The 18,531-nt window shown below is 62.9% G+C and carries 17 protein-coding genes, 1 tRNA gene and 1 pseudogene; 10 read left to right on the top strand and 9 right to left on the bottom strand.

Going from position 1 to position 18,531, the window contains the following annotated elements; genetic code table 11:
• Positions 1 to 20 precede the first annotated feature (20 nt).
• The 8 genes from ELY13_RS10025 to ELY13_RS09990 form a co-directional block, all read right to left on the bottom strand.
• Positions 21 to 803 (bottom strand): sulfite exporter TauE/SafE family protein, encoded by a 783-nt coding sequence (locus ELY13_RS10025; protein WP_126173776.1) that lies wholly within the window; start codon positions 801 to 803, stop codon positions 21 to 23.
• A 1-nt stretch (position 804) separates the two neighbouring features.
• Positions 805 to 1,551, bottom strand: a complete 747-nt coding sequence (locus tag ELY13_RS10020; RefSeq protein WP_126173775.1) for a 3'(2'),5'-bisphosphate nucleotidase CysQ — start codon at positions 1,549 to 1,551, stop codon at positions 805 to 807.
• Positions 1,552 to 1,574: 23 nt separating this feature from the next.
• Positions 1,575 to 3,503 carry a sulfate adenylyltransferase subunit CysN gene (gene cysN, locus ELY13_RS10015; protein WP_126173774.1) on the bottom strand — a complete coding sequence of 643 codons (1,929 nt, stop codon included), beginning with the start codon at positions 3,501 to 3,503 and terminating at the stop codon, positions 1,575 to 1,577.
• On the bottom strand, positions 3,503 to 4,450 hold the full coding sequence (cysD, locus tag ELY13_RS10010) for a sulfate adenylyltransferase subunit CysD (protein ID WP_126173773.1): 948 nt from the start codon (positions 4,448 to 4,450) through the stop codon (positions 3,503 to 3,505). The genes cysN and cysD overlap by 1 nt, the downstream gene beginning before the upstream one ends.
• A gap of 56 nt (positions 4,451 to 4,506) precedes the next feature.
• Positions 4,507 to 5,565, bottom strand: a complete 1,059-nt coding sequence (locus tag ELY13_RS10005; protein WP_126173772.1) for an enoyl-CoA hydratase/isomerase family protein — start codon at positions 5,563 to 5,565, stop codon at positions 4,507 to 4,509.
• Positions 5,562 to 6,704 (bottom strand): acyl-CoA dehydrogenase family protein, encoded by a 1,143-nt coding sequence (locus ELY13_RS10000; RefSeq protein ID WP_126173771.1) that lies wholly within the window; start codon positions 6,702 to 6,704, stop codon positions 5,562 to 5,564. Before ELY13_RS10000 ends, ELY13_RS10005 begins: the two co-directional genes overlap by 4 nt.
• A 103-nt stretch (positions 6,705 to 6,807) precedes the next feature.
• Positions 6,808 to 7,212 (bottom strand): Rid family hydrolase, encoded by a 405-nt coding sequence (locus ELY13_RS09995; protein ID WP_241233633.1) that lies wholly within the window; start codon positions 7,210 to 7,212, stop codon positions 6,808 to 6,810.
• Positions 7,205 to 7,525, bottom strand: a complete 321-nt coding sequence (locus tag ELY13_RS09990) for an I78 family peptidase inhibitor (protein WP_241233632.1) — start codon at positions 7,523 to 7,525, stop codon at positions 7,205 to 7,207. Before ELY13_RS09990 ends, ELY13_RS09995 begins: the two co-directional genes overlap by 8 nt.
• A 114-nt stretch (positions 7,526 to 7,639) precedes the next feature.
• On the opposite strand from ELY13_RS09990, the gene ELY13_RS09985 reads away from it, so the two are divergent.
• Positions 7,640 to 8,587, top strand: coding sequence for a TauD/TfdA dioxygenase family protein (locus tag ELY13_RS09985; RefSeq protein ID WP_126173769.1), 948 nt, complete (start codon positions 7,640 to 7,642; stop codon positions 8,585 to 8,587).
• A gap of 97 nt (positions 8,588 to 8,684) precedes the next feature.
• Here ELY13_RS09985 and ELY13_RS09980 read toward each other — a convergent pair whose 3' ends face one another.
• On the bottom strand, positions 8,685 to 9,146 hold the full coding sequence (locus ELY13_RS09980) for an MgtC/SapB family protein (RefSeq protein WP_241233631.1): 462 nt from the start codon (positions 9,144 to 9,146) through the stop codon (positions 8,685 to 8,687).
• Between the two features lie 274 nt (positions 9,147 to 9,420).
• On the opposite strand from ELY13_RS09980, the gene ELY13_RS09975 reads away from it, so the two are divergent.
• The 9 genes and pseudogenes from ELY13_RS09975 to ELY13_RS15665 all read left to right on the top strand — a co-directional run.
• Positions 9,421 to 9,494: transfer RNA gene (locus tag ELY13_RS09975), tRNA-Gly, on the top strand.
• A 211-nt stretch (positions 9,495 to 9,705) separates the two neighbouring features.
• Positions 9,706 to 10,938, top strand: a complete 1,233-nt coding sequence (locus ELY13_RS09970) for a tyrosine-type recombinase/integrase (RefSeq protein ID WP_126173767.1) — start codon at positions 9,706 to 9,708, stop codon at positions 10,936 to 10,938.
• Between the two features lie 53 nt (positions 10,939 to 10,991).
• The gene (locus tag ELY13_RS09965) at positions 10,992 to 14,177 is read left to right on the top strand and encodes an Eco57I restriction-modification methylase domain-containing protein (RefSeq protein ID WP_126173766.1); all 3,186 of its coding nucleotides are present in this window, start codon (positions 10,992 to 10,994) and stop codon (positions 14,175 to 14,177) included.
• 618 nt (positions 14,178 to 14,795) lie between these two features.
• A complete protein-coding gene (locus tag ELY13_RS09960; RefSeq protein ID WP_126173765.1) occupies positions 14,796 to 15,002 on the top strand; it encodes a helix-turn-helix domain-containing protein in 207 nt (68 codons plus the stop codon).
• A gap of 3 nt (positions 15,003 to 15,005) precedes the next feature.
• Complete coding sequence (locus ELY13_RS09955; protein ID WP_126173764.1) at positions 15,006 to 15,188, top strand: hypothetical protein; 183 nt, start codon at positions 15,006 to 15,008, stop codon at positions 15,186 to 15,188.
• Positions 15,185 to 16,087: a DUF7146 domain-containing protein gene (locus ELY13_RS09950; protein WP_126173763.1), complete on the top strand. Its 903-nt coding sequence runs from the start codon at positions 15,185 to 15,187 to the stop codon at positions 16,085 to 16,087. Before ELY13_RS09955 ends, ELY13_RS09950 begins: the two co-directional genes overlap by 4 nt.
• 5 nt (positions 16,088 to 16,092) lie before the next feature.
• The gene (locus ELY13_RS09945) at positions 16,093 to 17,586 is read left to right on the top strand and encodes a YfjI family protein (RefSeq protein ID WP_164549765.1); all 1,494 of its coding nucleotides are present in this window, start codon (positions 16,093 to 16,095) and stop codon (positions 17,584 to 17,586) included.
• 94 nt (positions 17,587 to 17,680) lie between these two features.
• Positions 17,681 to 18,370: a hypothetical protein gene (locus ELY13_RS09940; RefSeq protein ID WP_241233630.1), complete on the top strand. Its 690-nt coding sequence runs from the start codon at positions 17,681 to 17,683 to the stop codon at positions 18,368 to 18,370.
• Positions 18,315 to 18,470 (top strand): annotated as a pseudogene (locus ELY13_RS15665) (hypothetical protein); the annotation flags it as partial. The gene ELY13_RS09940 and the pseudogene ELY13_RS15665, both read left to right, overlap by 56 nt.
• Positions 18,471 to 18,531: the final 61 nt, after the last annotated feature.

Genomic DNA, 18,531 nt, shown 5'->3' with positions numbered 1-18,531 from the left:
CGTACCGCGCCTGGAAGGCTTCAGCTGGTCATCATCTTGATCGCGGAGATCACCAGCATTCCGGACAAGGCATAGCGGACGAGCTTGTCGTCCACGCGTCCCGCGAACAGCGATCCCGCGATTATTCCGGGGATCGACCCGACCAGCAGGGTGGCGAGCAGCCAGCCATCGACATTGCCGAGCCAGCTGTGCCCCAGGGCCGCGACCAGCGTCAGGGGAACGGCGTGGATGATGTCCGTCCCCACGATGGCCTTTGTGCCCAATCGCAGCGGGTAGAGCACGGCGAGCAGCACCGCGACCAGTGCTCCGGCGCCGACCGACGTCAGCGTTACCAAGCAGCCGACCAGAGCCCCCCCGATGATCGTCGCCGCAATCTGGCGGCTGCGCATCGCGGGACCGAGCCGATCCCGAACGCGCTGGACCGGACCCGCGATCTGGCGTTTCGCCAGCATCAGCACCGAGGTGAGCAGCAAAGCGCCGCCAAGCAGCTTCATCAGCAGGTCGGATTCCAGCTCGCCGGAATGGAAAAAGCCCAGCCACAGCAGCGTCAGGATTGCCGCGGGCACGCTGCCGATTGCCAGGCGCACGGCGATCTTCCAGTCGGGTGATCCGAACCGGTGATGGATCAGCCCGCCAGCAGTCTTGGTAATCGCGGCAAACCACAAGTCTGTCCCTACCGCCACGGCGGGCGAAAAGCCGAACAGCAGGATCAGCAGCGGCGCCATCAGCGATCCGCCGCCCACCCCGGTCAGCCCGACGAGAAAGCCGACAAAGGCCCCCGCCAGAGAGTATTCGAAATGCATTTCAGCCGGCGGTCGGCAATGTACCCACGATGGAGAGCACTCGCTCAGCCCATTGGGGGCGGCAGATCAGCAAGTCCGGCATGTAGGTATCGCGCTGGTTGTAGATCAGCGGGCTGCCGTCCATCCGGCTGGTGTGGAGGCCATGGGCCCGGGCCACGGCCACCGGAGCGCAGCTGTCCCATTCGTACTGTCCGCCCGAATGGAGATAGATGTCCGCTTCGCCGCGAACGACGGCCATCGCCTTGGCTCCGGCGGAACCCATCGCGATCAGTTCGCCGCCCAGCCGTTCGGCCACGGCCACCGCCTCGGCAGCGGGGCGGGTTCGGCTGACCAGAAGCCGGGGCGCCCCGTCGTACCGGACAAGCGCAGCCGGTCGATCCGTCCGAAGCACCAGTCCGTCGTCAAGGCCGGGCAGGGCAACCGCGCCGACTTCGGCCACGCCGTCGATGGCAAGGCCGACATGGACAGCCCAGTCGGCACGTTCCTCTCCGTATTCCCGCGTGCCGTCGACCGGATCGACGATCCAGACCCGCGAACGGCTCAGCCGTTCCTCGGTGTCCTTGCTTTCCTCCGACAGCAGGCCGTCTTCAGGACGTTGCTCCCGCAGCGCGCGAACCAGGAACTGGTTGGCCACCTGATCGCCGGCCTTGCCCAGGCTCTTGCCGGCGAACATGCCGCTGGTGCGCACCTCAAGCAGGATCCGCCCGGCGCACTGCGCTAGATGCGCCGCGAGCTCAGAATCCGTCATTGCCGTCCGCCCCCGCGACCCGCTCAAGGAATGAGCTTGCCGACTATCAGGTCGGCGGCTTCTTCAGGCGTCATCGCGGTCGTGTCGATCCATATTTCCGGCTCTTCAGGCGCCTGATAAGGGCTGTCGATCCCGGTGAAGTTCTTCAGTTCGCCCGCACGCGCCTTTTTATAAAGGCCCTTCACATCGCGCGCTTCGGCCACTTCGATGGGGGTGTCGATGAACACTTCGACGAATTCGCCTTCCGGCATCATCGCGCGGACCATCTCGCGTTCGGCCCGGAACGGGCTGATGAAGGCGGTGATGACGATCAGGCCGGCATTCGTCATCAGCCTGGCGACCTCTCCGACCCGGCGGATGTTCTCGATGCGGTCCGACTCGGTGAAGCCGAGATCCTTGTTCAGCCCATGACGAACGTTGTCGCCATCCAGCAGGAACGTGTGCCGGTTCATCCGGTGGAGCTTCTTTTCCACCAGGTTGGCGATGGTCGACTTGCCGGAGCCGGAAAGCCCGGTGAACCACAGCACGGCTGGCTTCTGGTTCTTCATCGCGGCATGCTGATCGCGCGTGATCTCGATCGCCTGCCAGTGGACGTTCTGCGCCCGCCGCAGGCTGAAGTGGATCATCCCGGCCGCCACGGTGGCGTTGGTCAGCTTGTCGATCAGAATGAACCCGCCAAACTGGCGGCTCGTCTCATAGGATTCGAACACGATCGGCCGATCGGTGGTGATTTCCGCCACCCCGATGGAGTTGAGCTGAAGCGTCTTGGCAGCGAGTTGATCGAGCGAGTTGATGTCGATTTCGTACTTGGGCGTGGCGACCGTGGCGGTGACGCTCTGCGTCGCCAGCTTGAGCCAGTATCCGCGGCCCGGGATCATTGCCTCGTCGCTCATCCACACGATTGTCGCTTCGAACTGGTCGGCAGCTTCCGGCGGGCTGTCGGCCGCGGCGATCACGTCGCCGCGGCTGCAGTCTACCTCGTCCTCGAGTGTGAGCGTGATCGACTGGCCGGCTCCTGCCCGGGGCAGCTCGCCTTCCATCGTCACTACCGATTTCACGGTGCTGGTCTTGCCGGACGGCACGATCCGCACCGGGTCACCGGGCCGGATTTCCCCGCTGGCGATCAGCCCCGAAAAGCCCCGGAAGTCGAGATTGGGACGGTTGACCCACTGCACCGGAAGGCGAAACGGCCGCGCCAGCGCGGCATCGTTGGCGATCTCCACCGTCTCAAGGTGATCGATCAGGCTTGGCCCCTGATACCACGGCGTGTTGGCGGAAGGCGCCTGGGTGATGTTGTCGCCCTTGAACCCGGAGATCGGAATCGCGGTGAAATCCTCGATCCCGATACCCCGCGCAAAGTCGCGGTAATCGGCGACGATGCGTTCGAAAGTGGACTGGTCGTAATCGACCAGATCCATCTTGTTCACCGCCAGCACGATGTTGCGGATGCCGATCAGGTTGACGAGGTAGGAATGGCGCCGGGTCTGCGGCAGCACGCCCTTGCGTGCGTCGATCAGGATCACGGCAAGATCGGCGGTCGAAGCGCCGGTGATCATGTTGCGCGTGTACTGTTCGTGCCCCGGGGTGTCGGCGACGATGAACTTGCGTTTTTCGGTCGAGAAGAAGCGATAGGCAACATCGATCGTGATGCCCTGCTCCCGCTCGGCGGCGAGGCCATCCACCAGCAGCGCGAAATCGATCTCCTGCCCCTGCGTGCCGACGCGCTTGCTGTCGGCTTCCAGCGCGGCGAGCTGGTCTTCGAAGATCATCTTCGAATCGTACAGCAGGCGTCCGATCAGGGTGGACTTGCCATCGTCCACGCTGCCGCAGGTGATGAAGCGCAGCAGCCCCTTGTTCTGGTGCAGGTCGAGATAGGCCTCGATATCCTCGGCAATCAGCGCATCGGTCTTGTAGATCGGATCGGCCGTTTCGGGCGCGAGTTTGTTGGCCATCAGAAGTAGCCCTCCTGCTTCTTCTTTTCCATCGAGGCGTCGCCCGAATCCTTGTCGATAACGCGGCCCTGCCGTTCGCTGGTGGTGGTCAGCAGCATTTCCTGCACCACTTCGGCCAGCGTGCTGGCATTGCTTTCCACCGCGCCGGTCAGCGGAGAGCAGCCGAGCGTACGGAACCGGACGGAGCGTGTCTGGAGTTCGGGCAGTTTGCCCAGCACTTGCTCCAGACGCTCCGGATCGTCGGCCATGAACAGCTGGCCGTCCATGACGTAGGTCGGGCGCGGCGCGGCGAAGTACAGCGGCACGATCTCGATATTCTCGGCCATGATGTACTGCCAGATATCCAGCTCGGTCCAGTTGGAGATCGGGAATACCCGGATGCTCTCCCCCTTGTTCTTGCGGGCGTTGTAGAGATTCCACAGCTCTGGCCGCTGCTTTTTCGGGTCCCAGCCGTGGCTGGCGGTACGGAAGGAGAAGATCCGTTCCTTGGCGCGGGATTTCTCTTCATCCCGGCGCGCGCCGCCGAATGCGGCGTCGAACCCATACTTGGTCAAAGCCTGCTTCAGGCCTTCGGTCTTCCACATGTCGGTGTGCAAGGGGCCATGATCGAACGGATTGATCCCGCGCTCTTTCGCCTCGGGGTTGTGATGGACCAGCAGTTCCATCCCGGCTTCGCGGGCCGCCTTGTCGCGCAAGGCGTACATGTCCTTGAACTTCCAGGTCGTATCGACGTGGAGCAGAGGGAAGGGCGGGGGCGAGGGGTAGAACGCCTTCTTGGCCAGGTGCAGCATCACCGCGCTGTCCTTGCCGACCGAATAGAGCATCACCGGCTTGGTCGTCTCGGCAACGACTTCGCGCATGATGTGAATGCTTTCGGCTTCGAGCCGCTGAAGGTGAGTCAGGCGCTGCGGTGCGCCCGCGTCGTCATGTAGATCGTGAAGAGCCATGCCGCGCCCATCGCACGGGCTGCCGCCTGCGCGCAGTCAGAATTTCTTGTCGGGGGCTAAGCTGGTGCCGGAAACGGGCTCCATTCTTCGCCTGCGGGCAGTGGAGTGAACATGGATCTGACCAGTTCGTCGTCGACTTCCTCAGGCGTGGAAGCGGCCCACCGGGGCGAATTGTCCTTGTCGATCAGCACGGCGCGAACGCCTTCGGCAAAGTCCGGCTGCAGGATCATGCGGGCGGCAAGTCGGTACTCGAGTTCCATTTCCTCGGCGAAATCGCGGCGCGCAGCCCCTTCGGCGATCTGGCGCAAGGCGACTTTCGCAGTGAGCGGGCTTTTCGCCGTGACGGCCTTCAGCTCCTTCGCGGCCCATTCGGACGGATCGTTCTTGAGCGCGGCGATGATATCCTCCAGCCGGTCGGAGGCGAACAGGCGGTCGATCCGTTCGGCGTTGCCGGCCAGCCGGGCTGCCGGCGGGCTGGTGGAAAGATCGCCGAGGATTGCCTCGATGCGATCCGGCTCGGCAACGATCCGCGCCTTGGCTTCGGCCAAATTCTCGCTGGGTAGATAGTGGGTCGCAAGACCTGCCCAGAGGCACTCTGCTCCGTCAAGCCGCGCGGCCGTGAGCGCGAGAAACGGCCCGATGCGTCCGGGTAAGCGTGAGAGATACCACCCGGCGCCGACATCCGGGAACAAGCCGATCGCCCCTTCCGGCATGGCGAACAGCGTGTTCTCGGTCGCGATCCGAAACCGGGCCGGCTGGGCAATGCCGACCCCGCCGCCCATCGTTACCCCGTCCATGAAGGCCACGGTCGGCTTGGGATACGTGAACAGCAAGTGGTTGAGCCGGTATTCGGCAAAGAAGAACGCCCGGCCTGCTTGCCCGCCGTCCTCCAGCGCGGAACGCCGGACCAGCGCGACGTCGCCCCCGGCGCAGAAGCCCCGGCCTTCCGCATGGTCGATCATCACTGCCTTGACCGCCGAATTATCCCGCCAGCCGAGCAGTGCCTCGCTCATCGCCTCGCACATCGGCTGGGTCAGCGCGTGAAGGGCACGCGGGCGGTTGAGCGAGAGGTGCCCAACCGCGCCGTGGGTGTGGATGTGGACTTCTTCGGTCATTTCAACAGGTCCCTGCCGATAATCAGCCGCATGATCTGGTTGGTCCCTTCCAGGATCGAATGTACCCGGAGATCGCGCCAGAAGCGTTCGATCGGATAGTCCTGCAGGTAGCCGTAGCCGCCGTGCAGTTGCAGCGCCCGATCGACGATCGCGCTGCCTGCGTCGGTGGCGAAACGCTTCGCCATCGCGGCAAAGCGGGTCTTGTCCGGGGCATCGTCCGTCACCTTGACGGCGGCGAGATAGAGCAGCGCGCGTGCGGCTTCCAGCTCGGTCGCCATGTCGGCCAGGGTGAACTGCGTGTTCTGGAAATCGGCAATCGGTCGGCCGAACTGCTGCCGCTCCCTGGTGTAGCGGATCGCCTCGTCCAGACAGCGCTGCGCTCCGCCAAGGGAGCAGGCGCCGATGTTCAGCCGTCCGCCGTCGAGGCCCTTCATCGCGATGCGAAACCCTTCGCCTTCGCTGCCGACGAGGTTCTCTGCCGGGACGCGCACGGCATCGAGGTTGAGCGCGGCGGTCGGCTGGGAATGCCAGCCAAGCTTGCGCTCCTGCGCGCCGAAGCTGACGCCTTCCATCTCCTTTTCGATCACCAGGCAGGAAATGCCTTTTGGCCCTTCCTCCCCGGTGCGGACCATTGTCACGTAGATGTCGTTCTCTCCCGCGCCGGAGATGAACTGTTTGGTCCCCGTGACGACGTAGTGATCCCCGTCGCGGATCGCGCGGGTCTTCAGCGCCGCCGCATCGGAGCCGGAAGACGGCTCCGTCAGGCAGTAGCTCGCCATCCGCTCCATCCCCACCAGCGAGGGCAGGTACTTGTCCTTGACCGCCTGTGAGCCGAACCGGTCGATCATCCACGCGCCCATGTTGTGGATCGAGATAAAGGCGCTGGTCGACGGGCAACCGTACGCCATCGCCTCCATGATCAACGCCGCGTCCAGCCGGCCAAGCCCGATCCCCCCCGAATCCTCGCTGACGTAGATCGCGCCGAAGCCAAGCTCGGCCGCCTGCCGGATCGTGTCGCGCGGGAAGATGTGCTTATCGTCCCACTCACCCGCATGGGGAGTGATGTTTTCTGCGGTAAAGCGCTGCGCCATCTCCTGAATGGCGAGTTGGTCCTCGGTCAGCCCGAATTGTCCGGTCATGCAATCACGTCTCCCCGCATCCGCGACGGTCATCGGCCCGCGGTCTGCGTAAACGGTATCTCATGAAACCGGTTGAACTTCCATAGCGGCGCGACCTTGGCCGCTACGGCGTTTCTTCCACCACAGCCTCTGCCTCTGCCTCTGCCTCTATCTCCACTTTCCAGCGCGAATCGTAGAGCGCGGCAATCGCCACCAGGGTGCCGGTAGGGCGAGCGTGCTTCAGGTGGCGGGAAAACGCTGCGCTTACGGCATCGGCATCCTGGATGTCGGTAACGAACATCCGCACGCGCACGACATCGTCGGTCCGGCCGCCGAGTTCCTCGATATAGCGGGCGATCAGCGTAAAGCAGCGATCCGCCTGCGTTCCGGCATCGGGCGCGACGCTGCCGTCTTCCTCCACCCCGACCGTGCCGGACACGACGATCCGGTTGCCGGTGCGCAAGGCGCGGGTGAAGCCGATCTCTTCCTCGAATGGGGACAGCGGCGGGATGCAGCGGCGCTCAGCCACAGTTGACTCGCGTGATGGTGTAGTCCCGGTCATAGGCAACCGTCAGGCGGCCGTGCTTGTATTCGGCCGTGACCATCGTTTCGGGCGGAAGCCAGCGCAGTTCGCGCGATCCCGTTGCAGCCAGCAGCGCCGCCCCAGTCTGCGGGCTTGCCTTTTGCCCGATGAAGCGCTGGCCGGGCTCCGCCTTGCAGGTATCCGGCGCCCGGCGAATCGGCGGGTCTTCGGATGACGCCGGGAGGGAGGTTGCCGTGGCGCAGCCGGTCAGCAGCGCGGCTCCGGCCAGTGCGAGCGTGGGCTTGATAGTTCTTACCATCAGGGGAGTATATCCGAAACAGCCGCGTGGAACAGGCTCTGGTCCGAATCTTCAAATTATGCGATAACTGCGCGATAAGCATAGCATGCTAATAAAGTTTTGGGAGTTTTGACGATGCCGCTGAACGCCAAACCGATCCTGCCGCGCTTTGGCGCGGAGTGTTCCGGGCTGGACCTGACGAAGCCGCTTTCCGCTGACGAGATCCGGCAGGTGACGGATGCAATGGATACCTATGGCGTCTGCATCTACCGCGACACGGGCCTTACGGATGAGCAGCACGTCGCCTTCAGTCGCAACTTCGGCTATCTGGAGCGGGTGCCGGTGCGCGAAGGCGCACGGATGCGCCTGCCTTTGCGCGAACTGTTCGATGCTTCCAACCTGACCGTGGATGGAGAGATCACGACAGACGTGGCGGCGATCCAGTACCGCAAGGGGGACCGGCTGTGGCACACCGACAGCGCCTTCATGGAAAAGCGCACGTCCTATTCCCTGCTGCTGGCGCACCAAGTGCCGAAGGAAGGCGGGGAAACCTGGTTTGCGGATACCCGCTCCGCCTACGAAGACCTGCCGCAGGAAACGAAGGACTTCCTCGAGGACAAGATCGGGGTGAACTCGCTTTGGTGGTCGCGCAAGATGGCGGGCGCGGATATCGCGGAGGAAGAGATCGACGCCCGTTTCAAGGCCCGGCACCCCCTGGTTCATGTCCACCGCGGTTCTGGACGCAAGACGCTGTTCATCGCCGCCCACACGATGGACATCGAAGGAATGCCGAAGGAGGAGGGCCGCGCGCTGATCCGTCAACTGGTCGAGCATTGCACCCAGCCGCAGTATACCTTCAGCGTGAAGTGGAATGAAGGCGACCTGGTGATCTGGGACAACTTGTGCTCGATGCACCGGGGCGGGGACTTCGATTACGAGCGGGAAAAGCGCGACATGCGGCGCACCACCGTGCGTGAAGGGACCGAGCCGCACACGCTCGATCTGGACGATCCGTTCACCAAGCTGTTCGCCGAAACACCCAAGACGGTCGATATTCAGCGAGCCCGCGTCGAAGGCAGATAGCGCACCGATTTCGGTACCCGGCAAGAACGGGACCGGAAGCGGGAGAGGGTGTCTGGGACCTTCATCGCCGGCAGACCTGCTTGGTCTGCCGTCAGTCCTAATCCCGGTCCGGAGCGGTTTCCTCGTCTCCCCGGTCATCGTCTCCCTGGTCATCCGTGCCGGGGTTGTAGCGGCTGACGAATGGGCCGCTGATCAGGAGAAGCAGCAGGATCGGAACCGCGATCAGGCCCGCCAACCAGATTTGCCCGGCACCGCACACGATCCCGATGGCCCCCGCTGCCCAGATCGATGCGGCCGAGCCGGCTCCTTTTACGAAGTTGCCCTCCCGGAACAGAGTGCCGGCTCCCAGAAAACCGATCCCGGTAATTACGCCGGCGAATACGCGGGTGGGGTCGATCTGAAGTTGGGAGTCGGCGGTCCGGTGCGGCAACTCCAGCGAGCTGAAAATAAGGGCGCAGGCCGAAAGCGAGATTATGACAAACGGGCGGAAATCGATCGGTTTCTTCCGCACGAAACGTTCGATTCCAAGCAGCAGCGACAGCACGGCCGCAGCGGTCATCCTCCCCCCGACATCCAACCAACCAAGGTACTCGGGCGAAAAGGAAATGGCCTGCATGAATACCGAATGCAAAGCGGGGCGAGTGGTTTCCTGCCGAAGCCGAGCCAAGGGGCGAATCCGGACATCTCCGTTTCCGTTGCGCGGGCACCGGTCTCATCTGTATTGACCGCACCCGGCCTCTTGTGGCAATCGCCCGGCGTCTGCTGCGGACCGGATCCGCGTGGACGAAGCATCAGCTCCTTCCGGCGATATTTCTCGCACGGATCAGCCGGTTGCGGGTGTAGCTCAATGGTAGAGCAGAAGCTTCCCAAGCTTACGACGAGGGTTCGATTCCCTTCACCCGCTCCACTTTCCTGTCCGCCGATGTTCGCCTTCGTCTAGACAGACCCCCGAAATCCACAGTATTCAGCGGTTATCAGGCCGCAAGCGTTCACCCGCGTTCGCATTCAGCCGCCAGCCGCTGGGGGTATGATTGGGGGGTATGTGCAAAACGGCCAACTTGATACCCCCACCCTTGGGGGTATATCGGGGGTAGTCCCCGGAGAGGCTGGCGAATCCTATGGCCCTGACAGACGTTGCAATCCGCAATGCCAAGCCCGGCGCGAAAGCGATCAAGCTGGCGGACGGGGGCGGGATGTTCCTGCTGGTGACGCCAGCCGGAGGCAAACTCTGGCGGCTCAAGTATCGGATCGATGGGCGCGAGAAGCTGCTGGCGATCGGCGCCTATCCCGAAATAGGGCTGGGGGAAGCCCGCAGGCGCCGGGAGGAAGCGCGCGAACTGATTGCCCTTGGCAAAGACCCTTCGAGAGAGAAGCAACGCGAGAAGGTGCGCGCCCGCATACAGGCAGCGGACACGTTCAAGGCGATTTGTGACGAATACTGCGAAAAGCGGCGACGCGATGGGGTGAAGGGCTGGGCATCCGCGACCGCCACCCGGAGCGAATACCTGCTGTCCCTAGTTTGCGGGTCTATCGGCAAATTGCCCATTGGCGAGATTGAACCGGCGGACGTGCTGACCGCCATTCGCCGGATTGAAGGGAAGGGGAAGCTGGAGAGTGCCCGGCGCAGCCTGCAACTGGCGGGCGCGGTGTTCCGCTATGCCGTGGCGACGGCAAGGCTGGTGTCGGACCCTACCCGCGATCTGCGGGGCGCGCTGACCGCGCCGACCGTTACCCATTACGGCGCAATCACCGACGCGAAAAAAGCAGGTGAACTGCTGCGGGCCATCGATGGCTATGAGGGCAGCGGGATCACCAAGCTCGCCTTGCAGATTGCGCCCCATGTGTTCGTCCGGCCTGGCGAACTGCGCCATGCCGAATGGAGCGAATTCGATCTGGACGGCGCCCTCTGGATCATCCCGGCGGGCAAGATGAAGATGCGCAAGCCGCATCACGTCCCGCTTTCGCGCCAGACGATCGAGCTGTTTCGCGAAGTGCGAGCCATTACCGGACCAGCCGGGTATGTATTCCCTTCGATCCGCAGCCGCTCCCGCTCGATGAGTGAAAACACCATCAACGCCGGACTGCGGCGGCTGGGCTACACTAGCGATGAAATGACCGCACACGGCTTCCGGGCCATGGCTTCAACCCTGCTCAATGAAAGCGGCAAGTGGCATCCTGACGCGATCGAGCGGGCGCTGGCCCACGGCGATAGCGACAAGGTCCGCGCTGCCTATCACCGGGGGGCGCACTGGAAAGAACGCGTGGCAATGGCCCAATGGTGGAGCGATCATCTGGGCACCCTGCGCAGCGGTGCGGACGTTGTGCCCTTCCCCGGACGTGAAGCGGGCTGAGCTTGTCATTGCGTCGTGGCCCTCTGGGCGGACGTAAGTTAGACAACGCTCCTATGAATCTTTTCAACCGCAAGACGCTGAAGCGGCACATCAAGCTCGCCCCTATTCCCGCCGATCACCTGGCCGCCCTTGATGCCTGGGCGGATATGATCCGCTCCGGGCGTATTTATGGACTGAAGGAAACCGCTCTTCACGGCGAAATCGCCTCAAAACTCATCGCAGGTGTTCTTGGCTACCATGGGCCAGCGGGCGGTGAAGATTACACCCTAGCCACGGAGCAGGGCATTTTGCGGGGCAGCGTCGATCTTGCCCTCGGCCGGTTCGGCAGCAAGGAACCGGCAATTCTGGCCCCATTCGAACTGAAGGGCGCCGATACCCGCGATCTGGATGCGATCATGCCGGGGCGGAACAAGTCCCCGGTTCAACAGGCGTGGGAATACGCCATGAATGCGCCGGGTGTGAAATGGGTGCTTGTCTCGAACATGATCGAGCTACGTCTCTACGGTTTTGGTGAAGGCACTACAGCCTACGAAACATTCCGGCTCGACCATCTAACCGATCCCAACGAATATGCCCGGTTCATGCTGCTGCTGTCAGCCGAAAACCTGTTATCAGGTCGCACACTCGAACTACTGAAACAGAGCCGCGCCGAAGATAAAGACATCACGGACAGCCTGTATCAGGATTACAAGGCGCTACGCCTCAAGCTGATCAGAGCTGTGCAAGAGGCTGACGCTAATATCGCCCCCCTGGACGCAATCGCCGTTGCGCAAAAGATCCTCGACCGGGTGCTGTTCATCGCCTTTGCCGAAGATACCGGCCTGCTGCCCGACAACACCCTGTCGCAAGCCTTCACCACTCGTGACCCCTACAATCCTCGCCCGGTCTGGGACAATTTTCGAGGCCTGTTCAACGCCATCGACAACGGCAGCGAAGCGCTAAAAATTCCCCGCTACAATGGTGGCCTGTTCCGGCAAGACGATACGATCGACAATCTCCCTCTGCCCGATTCCGTCTGCGAGGGCTTCAAGACCTTGGGCGAGTACGATTTTGCGTCCGAAGTGTCTGTCACTGTTTTGGGCCATGTCTTCGAACAATCCATTGCTGACGTTGAACGCCTTCAGGCACAGGCGCGGGGCGAAGAAGCCGAAGAAGAACGGGCAAGTGGTACCACCGGGCGGCGCAAACGCGATGGAGTGGTCTATACCCCTGACTACATCGCCCGCTTCATCGTGGCCGAAACGTTAGGGGCACATCTCGAAGAAGCCTGGGGCGATATTCTGCGCGCCCATGCGAAGGCCGGGGCCGATCTGTCCGACTACGCTACCATTCCTTGGCGCAGAAAATCGGCTGAACTGGAAGCTTGGCGAGCCTATCGTAGCCGACTGAAATCCTTGCGCGTTGTCGATCCAGCCTGCGGATCGGGCGTGTTCCTAATAATGGCCTTCGACTTCATGAAGGCCGAGCTGACCCGCGTGAATGACAAGATTGCCGAGTTGCAAGGCAAGGATCAGCACATTCAGGATCTTCTAGACCCCGACAGTGAGATTCTGGCGAACAACCTGTTCGGAGTGGACGTGAACTCCGAGAGCATTGAAATCGCCAAGCTGTCCCTCTGGATCAAGACGGCGCGTCGCGGCAAGTTGCTGGACAGTCTGGCGGATAGCCTGCGGGTAGGCGACAGCCTGATCGAGGACAGCAACTTCGCCTATCTCGACCACGCCTTCACTTGGGAAACTGCCTTCCCTGGGGTCTTTGCCGAAGGCGGATTCGATGTGGTTCTCGGCAATCCGCCTTATGTACGCATGGAACTATTGAAGGCGCTGAAGCCCTATCTGGAAGCTCGTTATGAAGTCGTCTCCGACCGGGCCGACCTTTACTGCTACTTCTTCGAAAGGGGCCTGCGCCTGCTGAAACCAGGCGGGCGCTTGGGGTTCATTTCCTCGAACACCTTCTTCAAAACCGGATCAGGCAAGCCATTGCGCGAATACCTGCTGCGCGAAGCCACCATGGAAAGCGTGGTAGATTTTGGCGATCTTCAGGTCTTCGAAGGCGTGACCACCTATCCAGCCATCCTGATCATGAAACGCGGGGCCGCGCCCAAGGGGCATGAGCTACATTTCTGGAAGGTGGACGCCCTGCCAGAAAACAATTTTCTGACCACTTGGGAAAAGTCGGCAGGGCCCTATCCGCAAGCTGCCCTTGGGGCCGGATCATGGGAACTGGAAAATCCCGCCCTGCGCGCATTGCGCGACAAAATCAGGAACGGAAGGAGTACTCTGAAGCAGGTCTACGGATTGCCGCTTTACGGTATCAAGACGGGGCTAAATGCAGCTTTTGTGATCGACAGCGCGACCAAAGAACGCCTCTGCGCCGAAGACCCGAACTCTGCCGATCTGCTGAAGCCCTTCCTCGAAGGCAAAGACCTGAAACGTTGGCGGGCCGAGCCGCGCGCGCTTTGGCTCATCTATATTCCGAAGAACCGGATCAAAATTGATGACTATCCGGCAATTCGGGATTGGCTGCGGCCGTTCAAGGACAGACTGGAAAAGCGGGCAACCAAGCAGGAATGGTTCGAACTACAACAGGCGCAGGAAGCTTATGCACCACACTTCTCCGCGCCAAAAATTGCCTATAAAGATATTGGCGATAGCGCCCCGTTCCATGTGGACGCTGAAGGTAATTTCATGGCGAACACGGGATATTTCATCGCCAGCGACGAACACCATCTTGCGGCATACCTCAACTCAAAACTGCTTTGGTTTACTTACCTGAACGTCAGCGCCCAAATCAGGGGTGGATTTGTTCGATTCTTCTCGAACCACTTGGGCGAAATGCCAATCCCTGCGTGGACGAGTGAAGCAAGGGCGGAATTAGCGGTCCAATCAAAATCGGCGCATAACGCCGCCAAGACCCGGCTGGCGCTCCAAACAGCCCTGACACGCCGGATTCCCGATCTCTGCCCGGCTGGCCGCGACCCCAAGCTCACAACTCGCCTTCAGGAATGGTGGACCCTGCCCGACTTTGCCGCCTTCCGCGCTGAGGTGAAGAAGGTGTTCAAGGCTGACATTCCGCTGGCTGAGCGTTCGGAATGGGAAGACTGGATCGCCCGCGACCGCGCCGAAATTGCCAGCCTCACGGCCGAGATTGCACGAGCCGAGGCGGAAATCGACAGCATCGTCTGTACCCTGTTCGACCTGACGCCGGACGAAATCGCCCTTCTGGAAAGCGCAGTTTGAACCAAATCGGGCCCATCCGACCTCCGACTGGCCAACCTTCACGATTCCGACACGGTGTGAGTCTACCTGCGCAAGGCGCATCATGCGCCGAATACCGCCGTGAAACTGGTTGCACCGCGCCGCCCCTTCACCGGCGATCGCGTGGAATACCTGTGCGGTCGCTACAAAGCGCTGGCGAACCCGCCTTTGTGTGACTCGCGGTAGGGCGATCGAAGTCGTCGAGGAACTCGCGGGTCTTACTTGGAAACCTTACACGAATGTTCTCGCGGCGTTCCGCGCCGCTTTTTGGACCGTTCGCGCGGCGGCATGGCGATGTTTGCCCGACTTTTCCCCAACCAATGGGGATTCTCCGCCATTCCTGCTTGCGCGCCGTTCGCCGTTTGGTCACAACTGAATGCCTGTGGACAGTATGTTGATAACCCCGACGGAGAGACAACGCGTGACCTAGAAAAACGAAACCCCATCCGGTGAGGGACGGGGCTCCGCGCGATTAAGTTGGCGCTTCATCGCGGACCCTTTGTAACCTCACCTCGCACTCCCCGACAACGAAAAAGCGAACGGTGGCGAACGGACACGTTTTCCACGCTGCCGTCGCTCGCCTGCGACTGAGGTATTTTCATGAATAGCACTCCGAACCGCGCGCTTGCGCCCGTTCATCCCGAACCGCTCGCCTACAGTGTGGCCGATGCCTGCCGCGTCTCCAGCATCGGCCGGACTCGGCTTTACGCGCTTATCAATGAAGGACGGCTGGAAGCGCGCAAGATTGGCAAGCGCACCCTGATCCCGGCGACCAGCCTGCGGCGGCTGATCGAGGGGGAGGCTTGAACCATGCAGACAAGCAAAACCCCGCCGGTGGCAGGCGGGGCTTCGCGCGATCAACTTGGCCGGTGGTCGCAGTCTCTCCCTATCTTGGGCGGCTACCAGGCGCAATTCCTGATCGCAGAGCACCATATCCGGCCCGAAGTTGCGGCCATGGTGGCGGCACTTGCCTTCAACGGGGGTGCGCAATGATCGATATTGCCGCGATCCGCACCGCCCATCCCCTGCCCGGGGTGGCGGGCGCGCAAGTCCGTCTGAAGCGTGCCGGAAACGAGTGGAAGGGGTGCTGCCCCTTCCACGCCGACCGATCCCCCAGCTTCACCATCTTTGCAGGCGGCGAGCGGTTCCACTGCTTTGGCTGCGGCGCTTCGGGTGACGTGCTGGACTATGTCGCTCGCCTGCACCGGTTGGGCCTGGTGGAAGCGGCCCGCCTGCTTGGCGCGGGCGATCTGCCCCGGGCTGAGGCGCAATCCCGTGCGCCAGCCGTTCAGGGCGATCGGGAGGCGGAAGCCCGGGCAATCTGGGCCAAGGCCGTTCCGGCGGCTGGAACCCCCGCTGAAGCCTATCTGGCGGCACGGGGCATCCCTGCTCCCCTTCCGCCCGCAATCCGCTTTGCGCGGCTTGCTTATGGCCGCTCCGCCCCGCTGCCCTGCCTTATCGCGGGCGTGCAAGACCTGGCGGACCGTTTGACCGGCATTCAGCGCATTTACCTCAAAGGCGACGGGAGCGGGAAAGCCGATGTGCCGAAGCCCAAGCTGTCGCTGGGCAAAGTGGCCGGAGGCGCGATCCGGCTGGGCGAGTTGGACGGTTCCGGCCGCGTGATCGTGTGCGAAGGGCCGGAAGATGGCTTGTCGCTGCTTCGGATGATTGGCGGCCCGGTCTGGGTTTCTGCCGGGGCCACGATGCTGCCGGGAATGGAATTCCCGCCGGAGGTGCAATCGATCGTCATAGGGGCGGACAACGATCTAACCGGCGCAGCGCAGGCGCGCAAGGCCGCCCACGCCTTCGCCGCGCGCGGGCTGTCGTCTCGCATTCTCCGGCCGCTGGCGGGCTTCAAGGACTTCAACGATGAACTGCGGGGGGCGCGGTGATGGAGATGGCAAACATCGATCCCGCCCGGCTGGACGCGGCCGAAACAATCGGGCCGTGTGAAGGAACCAGCCCGCAACCGCTGGTGCGAGAGATTCCTACGGGGCTGCCCTATCCGGTGGAGGTGCTGGGGCCGCTGCGGCCAGCCGTGGAGGCGGTGCAGCGGCGCACGCAAGCCCCGGTGGCGATCCCCGCGCAATCGGCTCTCTCTGTCGCGGCGCTGGCGGTGCAGGGCTTCGCCAACGTGGAAACATTGGGAGGCTGGGCGCCGCTCTCGCTCTATTGCCTGACCGTGGCGGCTTCGGGGGAGCGCAAGAGCAGTTGCGACGCCCCGCTCATGGCCGCGATGAGGGAATTCGAGCGGGAGCAGGCGGCAATTTACCGGGAAGCCCGCAAGGAACGGGCGCTTGATCTTGCGATCTGGAAAAAGCGCCACGACACCCTGCTGGGCAAGATGAAAAACGGTGCCGGAGACAAGGCAGAGCTGGCCGCCCTTGGCCCGGAACCTGCGCCCCTGCCGCTGCCCGATCGGCTGGTTTCGGAACCGACCTATGAGGGGCTGACCCGTTTGTTTGCGGAGGGCCAGCCGAGCCTTGGGCTGTTCTCCGACGAAGGCGGGCAGTTTTTGGGCGGCTTCGCAATGTCGCAGGACAACAAGCAAAAGACCTTGGCGGCGCTGAACGACTTGTGGATGGGCAACCCGATCAAGCGAACCCGGCAGGGGGATGGCGCCTTCACGCTTCACGGGCGGCGCCTGAGCCTGCACTTGATGGTGCAGCCTGTCGTGGCGCACGGCTTTCTGGCCGATCCTCTGGCGGGCGATACCGGGTTTCTGCCCCGCTGCCTTGTATGCCAGCCGGAATCCACCATCGGGTTTCGCCTGCACGATGCCGGGGTGCGCGATGATGCCCCGGTGCGGGCGTTTGCCGATCGGCTGAACGCTATCCTGAACACCGAAATGGCGATGGACTTGGAAACGCGCGAACTTCGCCCCCGGCGCCTTCCCTTGTCGTCCGAAGCCAAGGCGCTGCTGATCAGGTTCAGTGACAACGTGGAGCGGGCGCAAAGGCCGGGCGGCGAAATGGAGCCCGTGCGGGGTCATGCCAGCAAGGCAGCGGAACAGGCCGCGCGGATTGCGGGCGTGCTGACCCTCTGGCGCGATCTGGAAGCGGCGCAGGTGTCCGGTGACGCCATGGAATGCGCGATCAAGCTGGCGCTGTTCTATCTCTGCGAGGCGCAGCGGCTGGCAAATGCTGCCACGCTTTCGGATGCGGTGAGCAAGGCAGAGGCGCTGCGCAAGTGGATGCTTTCGCCTTCCTGGGGCAAGCCCTGGCTGACGGTGCGCGATGTCCTGAGGCGCGGCCCCAACCGCCTTCGGGAAAGTCCGGAAGCAAAGAAGGCGGTGCAGATGCTGGTGGAACATCACTGGCTCGCCCCGCTCCCGCCCGGAACGGAAATTGAAGGGCAGGTTCGCCGGGAGGCGTGGCGCATCTGCCAATGATCCGCTGCGACATTCGCGACACTGCGACAGGCCGGGCTGGTTTGTCGCAAGTGTCGCGGGTGTCGCAAGGGACCGAATGGAACACGAGGGATTCATGACGACAGGAAAGAGCAAGCCGAAAGGCAAGGCAAACGATGCACTGCGCAGCCCGATGCGCGAAGGCGACACACAGTTTCAGGCGACCGCGCGCGCGATCCTCGCCCCGGACTTCCGGCACGGGCAAGCGGCGGCACAGTTGTTCAAGGCACAATTGGGGGGAAGCGAGCTTGCCCCCGGGCTGGGCGATTACAGCGATGCGATCGGGCGGACAGCCGACAAGGCGGCAAAGGGCGATCTTGCGTTCGCCAGCCGAATGCTTGCCGCACAGGCCATGACACTGGACAACATCTTTGCCGAGATGGCCCGGCGCATGGCGCTCAACATGGGCGAGTATCTTGGCGCGACCGAAACCTATGCGCGCATCGCCTTGAAGGCACAGGCGGGAAGCCGCGCTACGCTTGAGGCACTGGTGAAGCTGCACCAGCCGCGCGAACAGATTGTGAAGCACGTTCACGTCAACGAGGGCGGGCAGGCCGTGGTGGCCGATCACTTCCACAACGCCGGGGGGCCGAAGAATGCAGGATCGAACGAACAACCCCATGCAACCGGAACCGGAGCGGCTGGCGAAGGCGCCGCGTTGCCATGCCCGGACCCGATCGGGCCAGCCGTGCCGCTCGCCAGCGGTAAATGGAAAGCGGCGGTGCCGGATGCACGGTGGCAGAGGAAGCGGAGCGCCGGAGGGTAACCGGAACGCATGGAAGCACGGGGCGCGATCGGCCGAGACGCGGGCCAGCTTGGCGCACGTGCAGGCGTTAGGGCGGATGCTGGACGATCTGGAGTTTTGATTCGCGCATTCCGCGCGGGCGCGCGGAAAAGGGGAAGCGGTTTAAAGATTCAGGCGCCCCG

It is taken from the genome of Altericroceibacterium xinjiangense (genome assembly GCF_003958635.1).
Classification (GTDB): domain Bacteria; phylum Pseudomonadota; class Alphaproteobacteria; order Sphingomonadales; family Sphingomonadaceae; genus Altericroceibacterium_A; species Altericroceibacterium_A xinjiangense.
The sequence above is the reverse complement of the archived record's forward strand: the minus strand, read 5'-3'. Positions and strand labels throughout refer to the sequence as shown.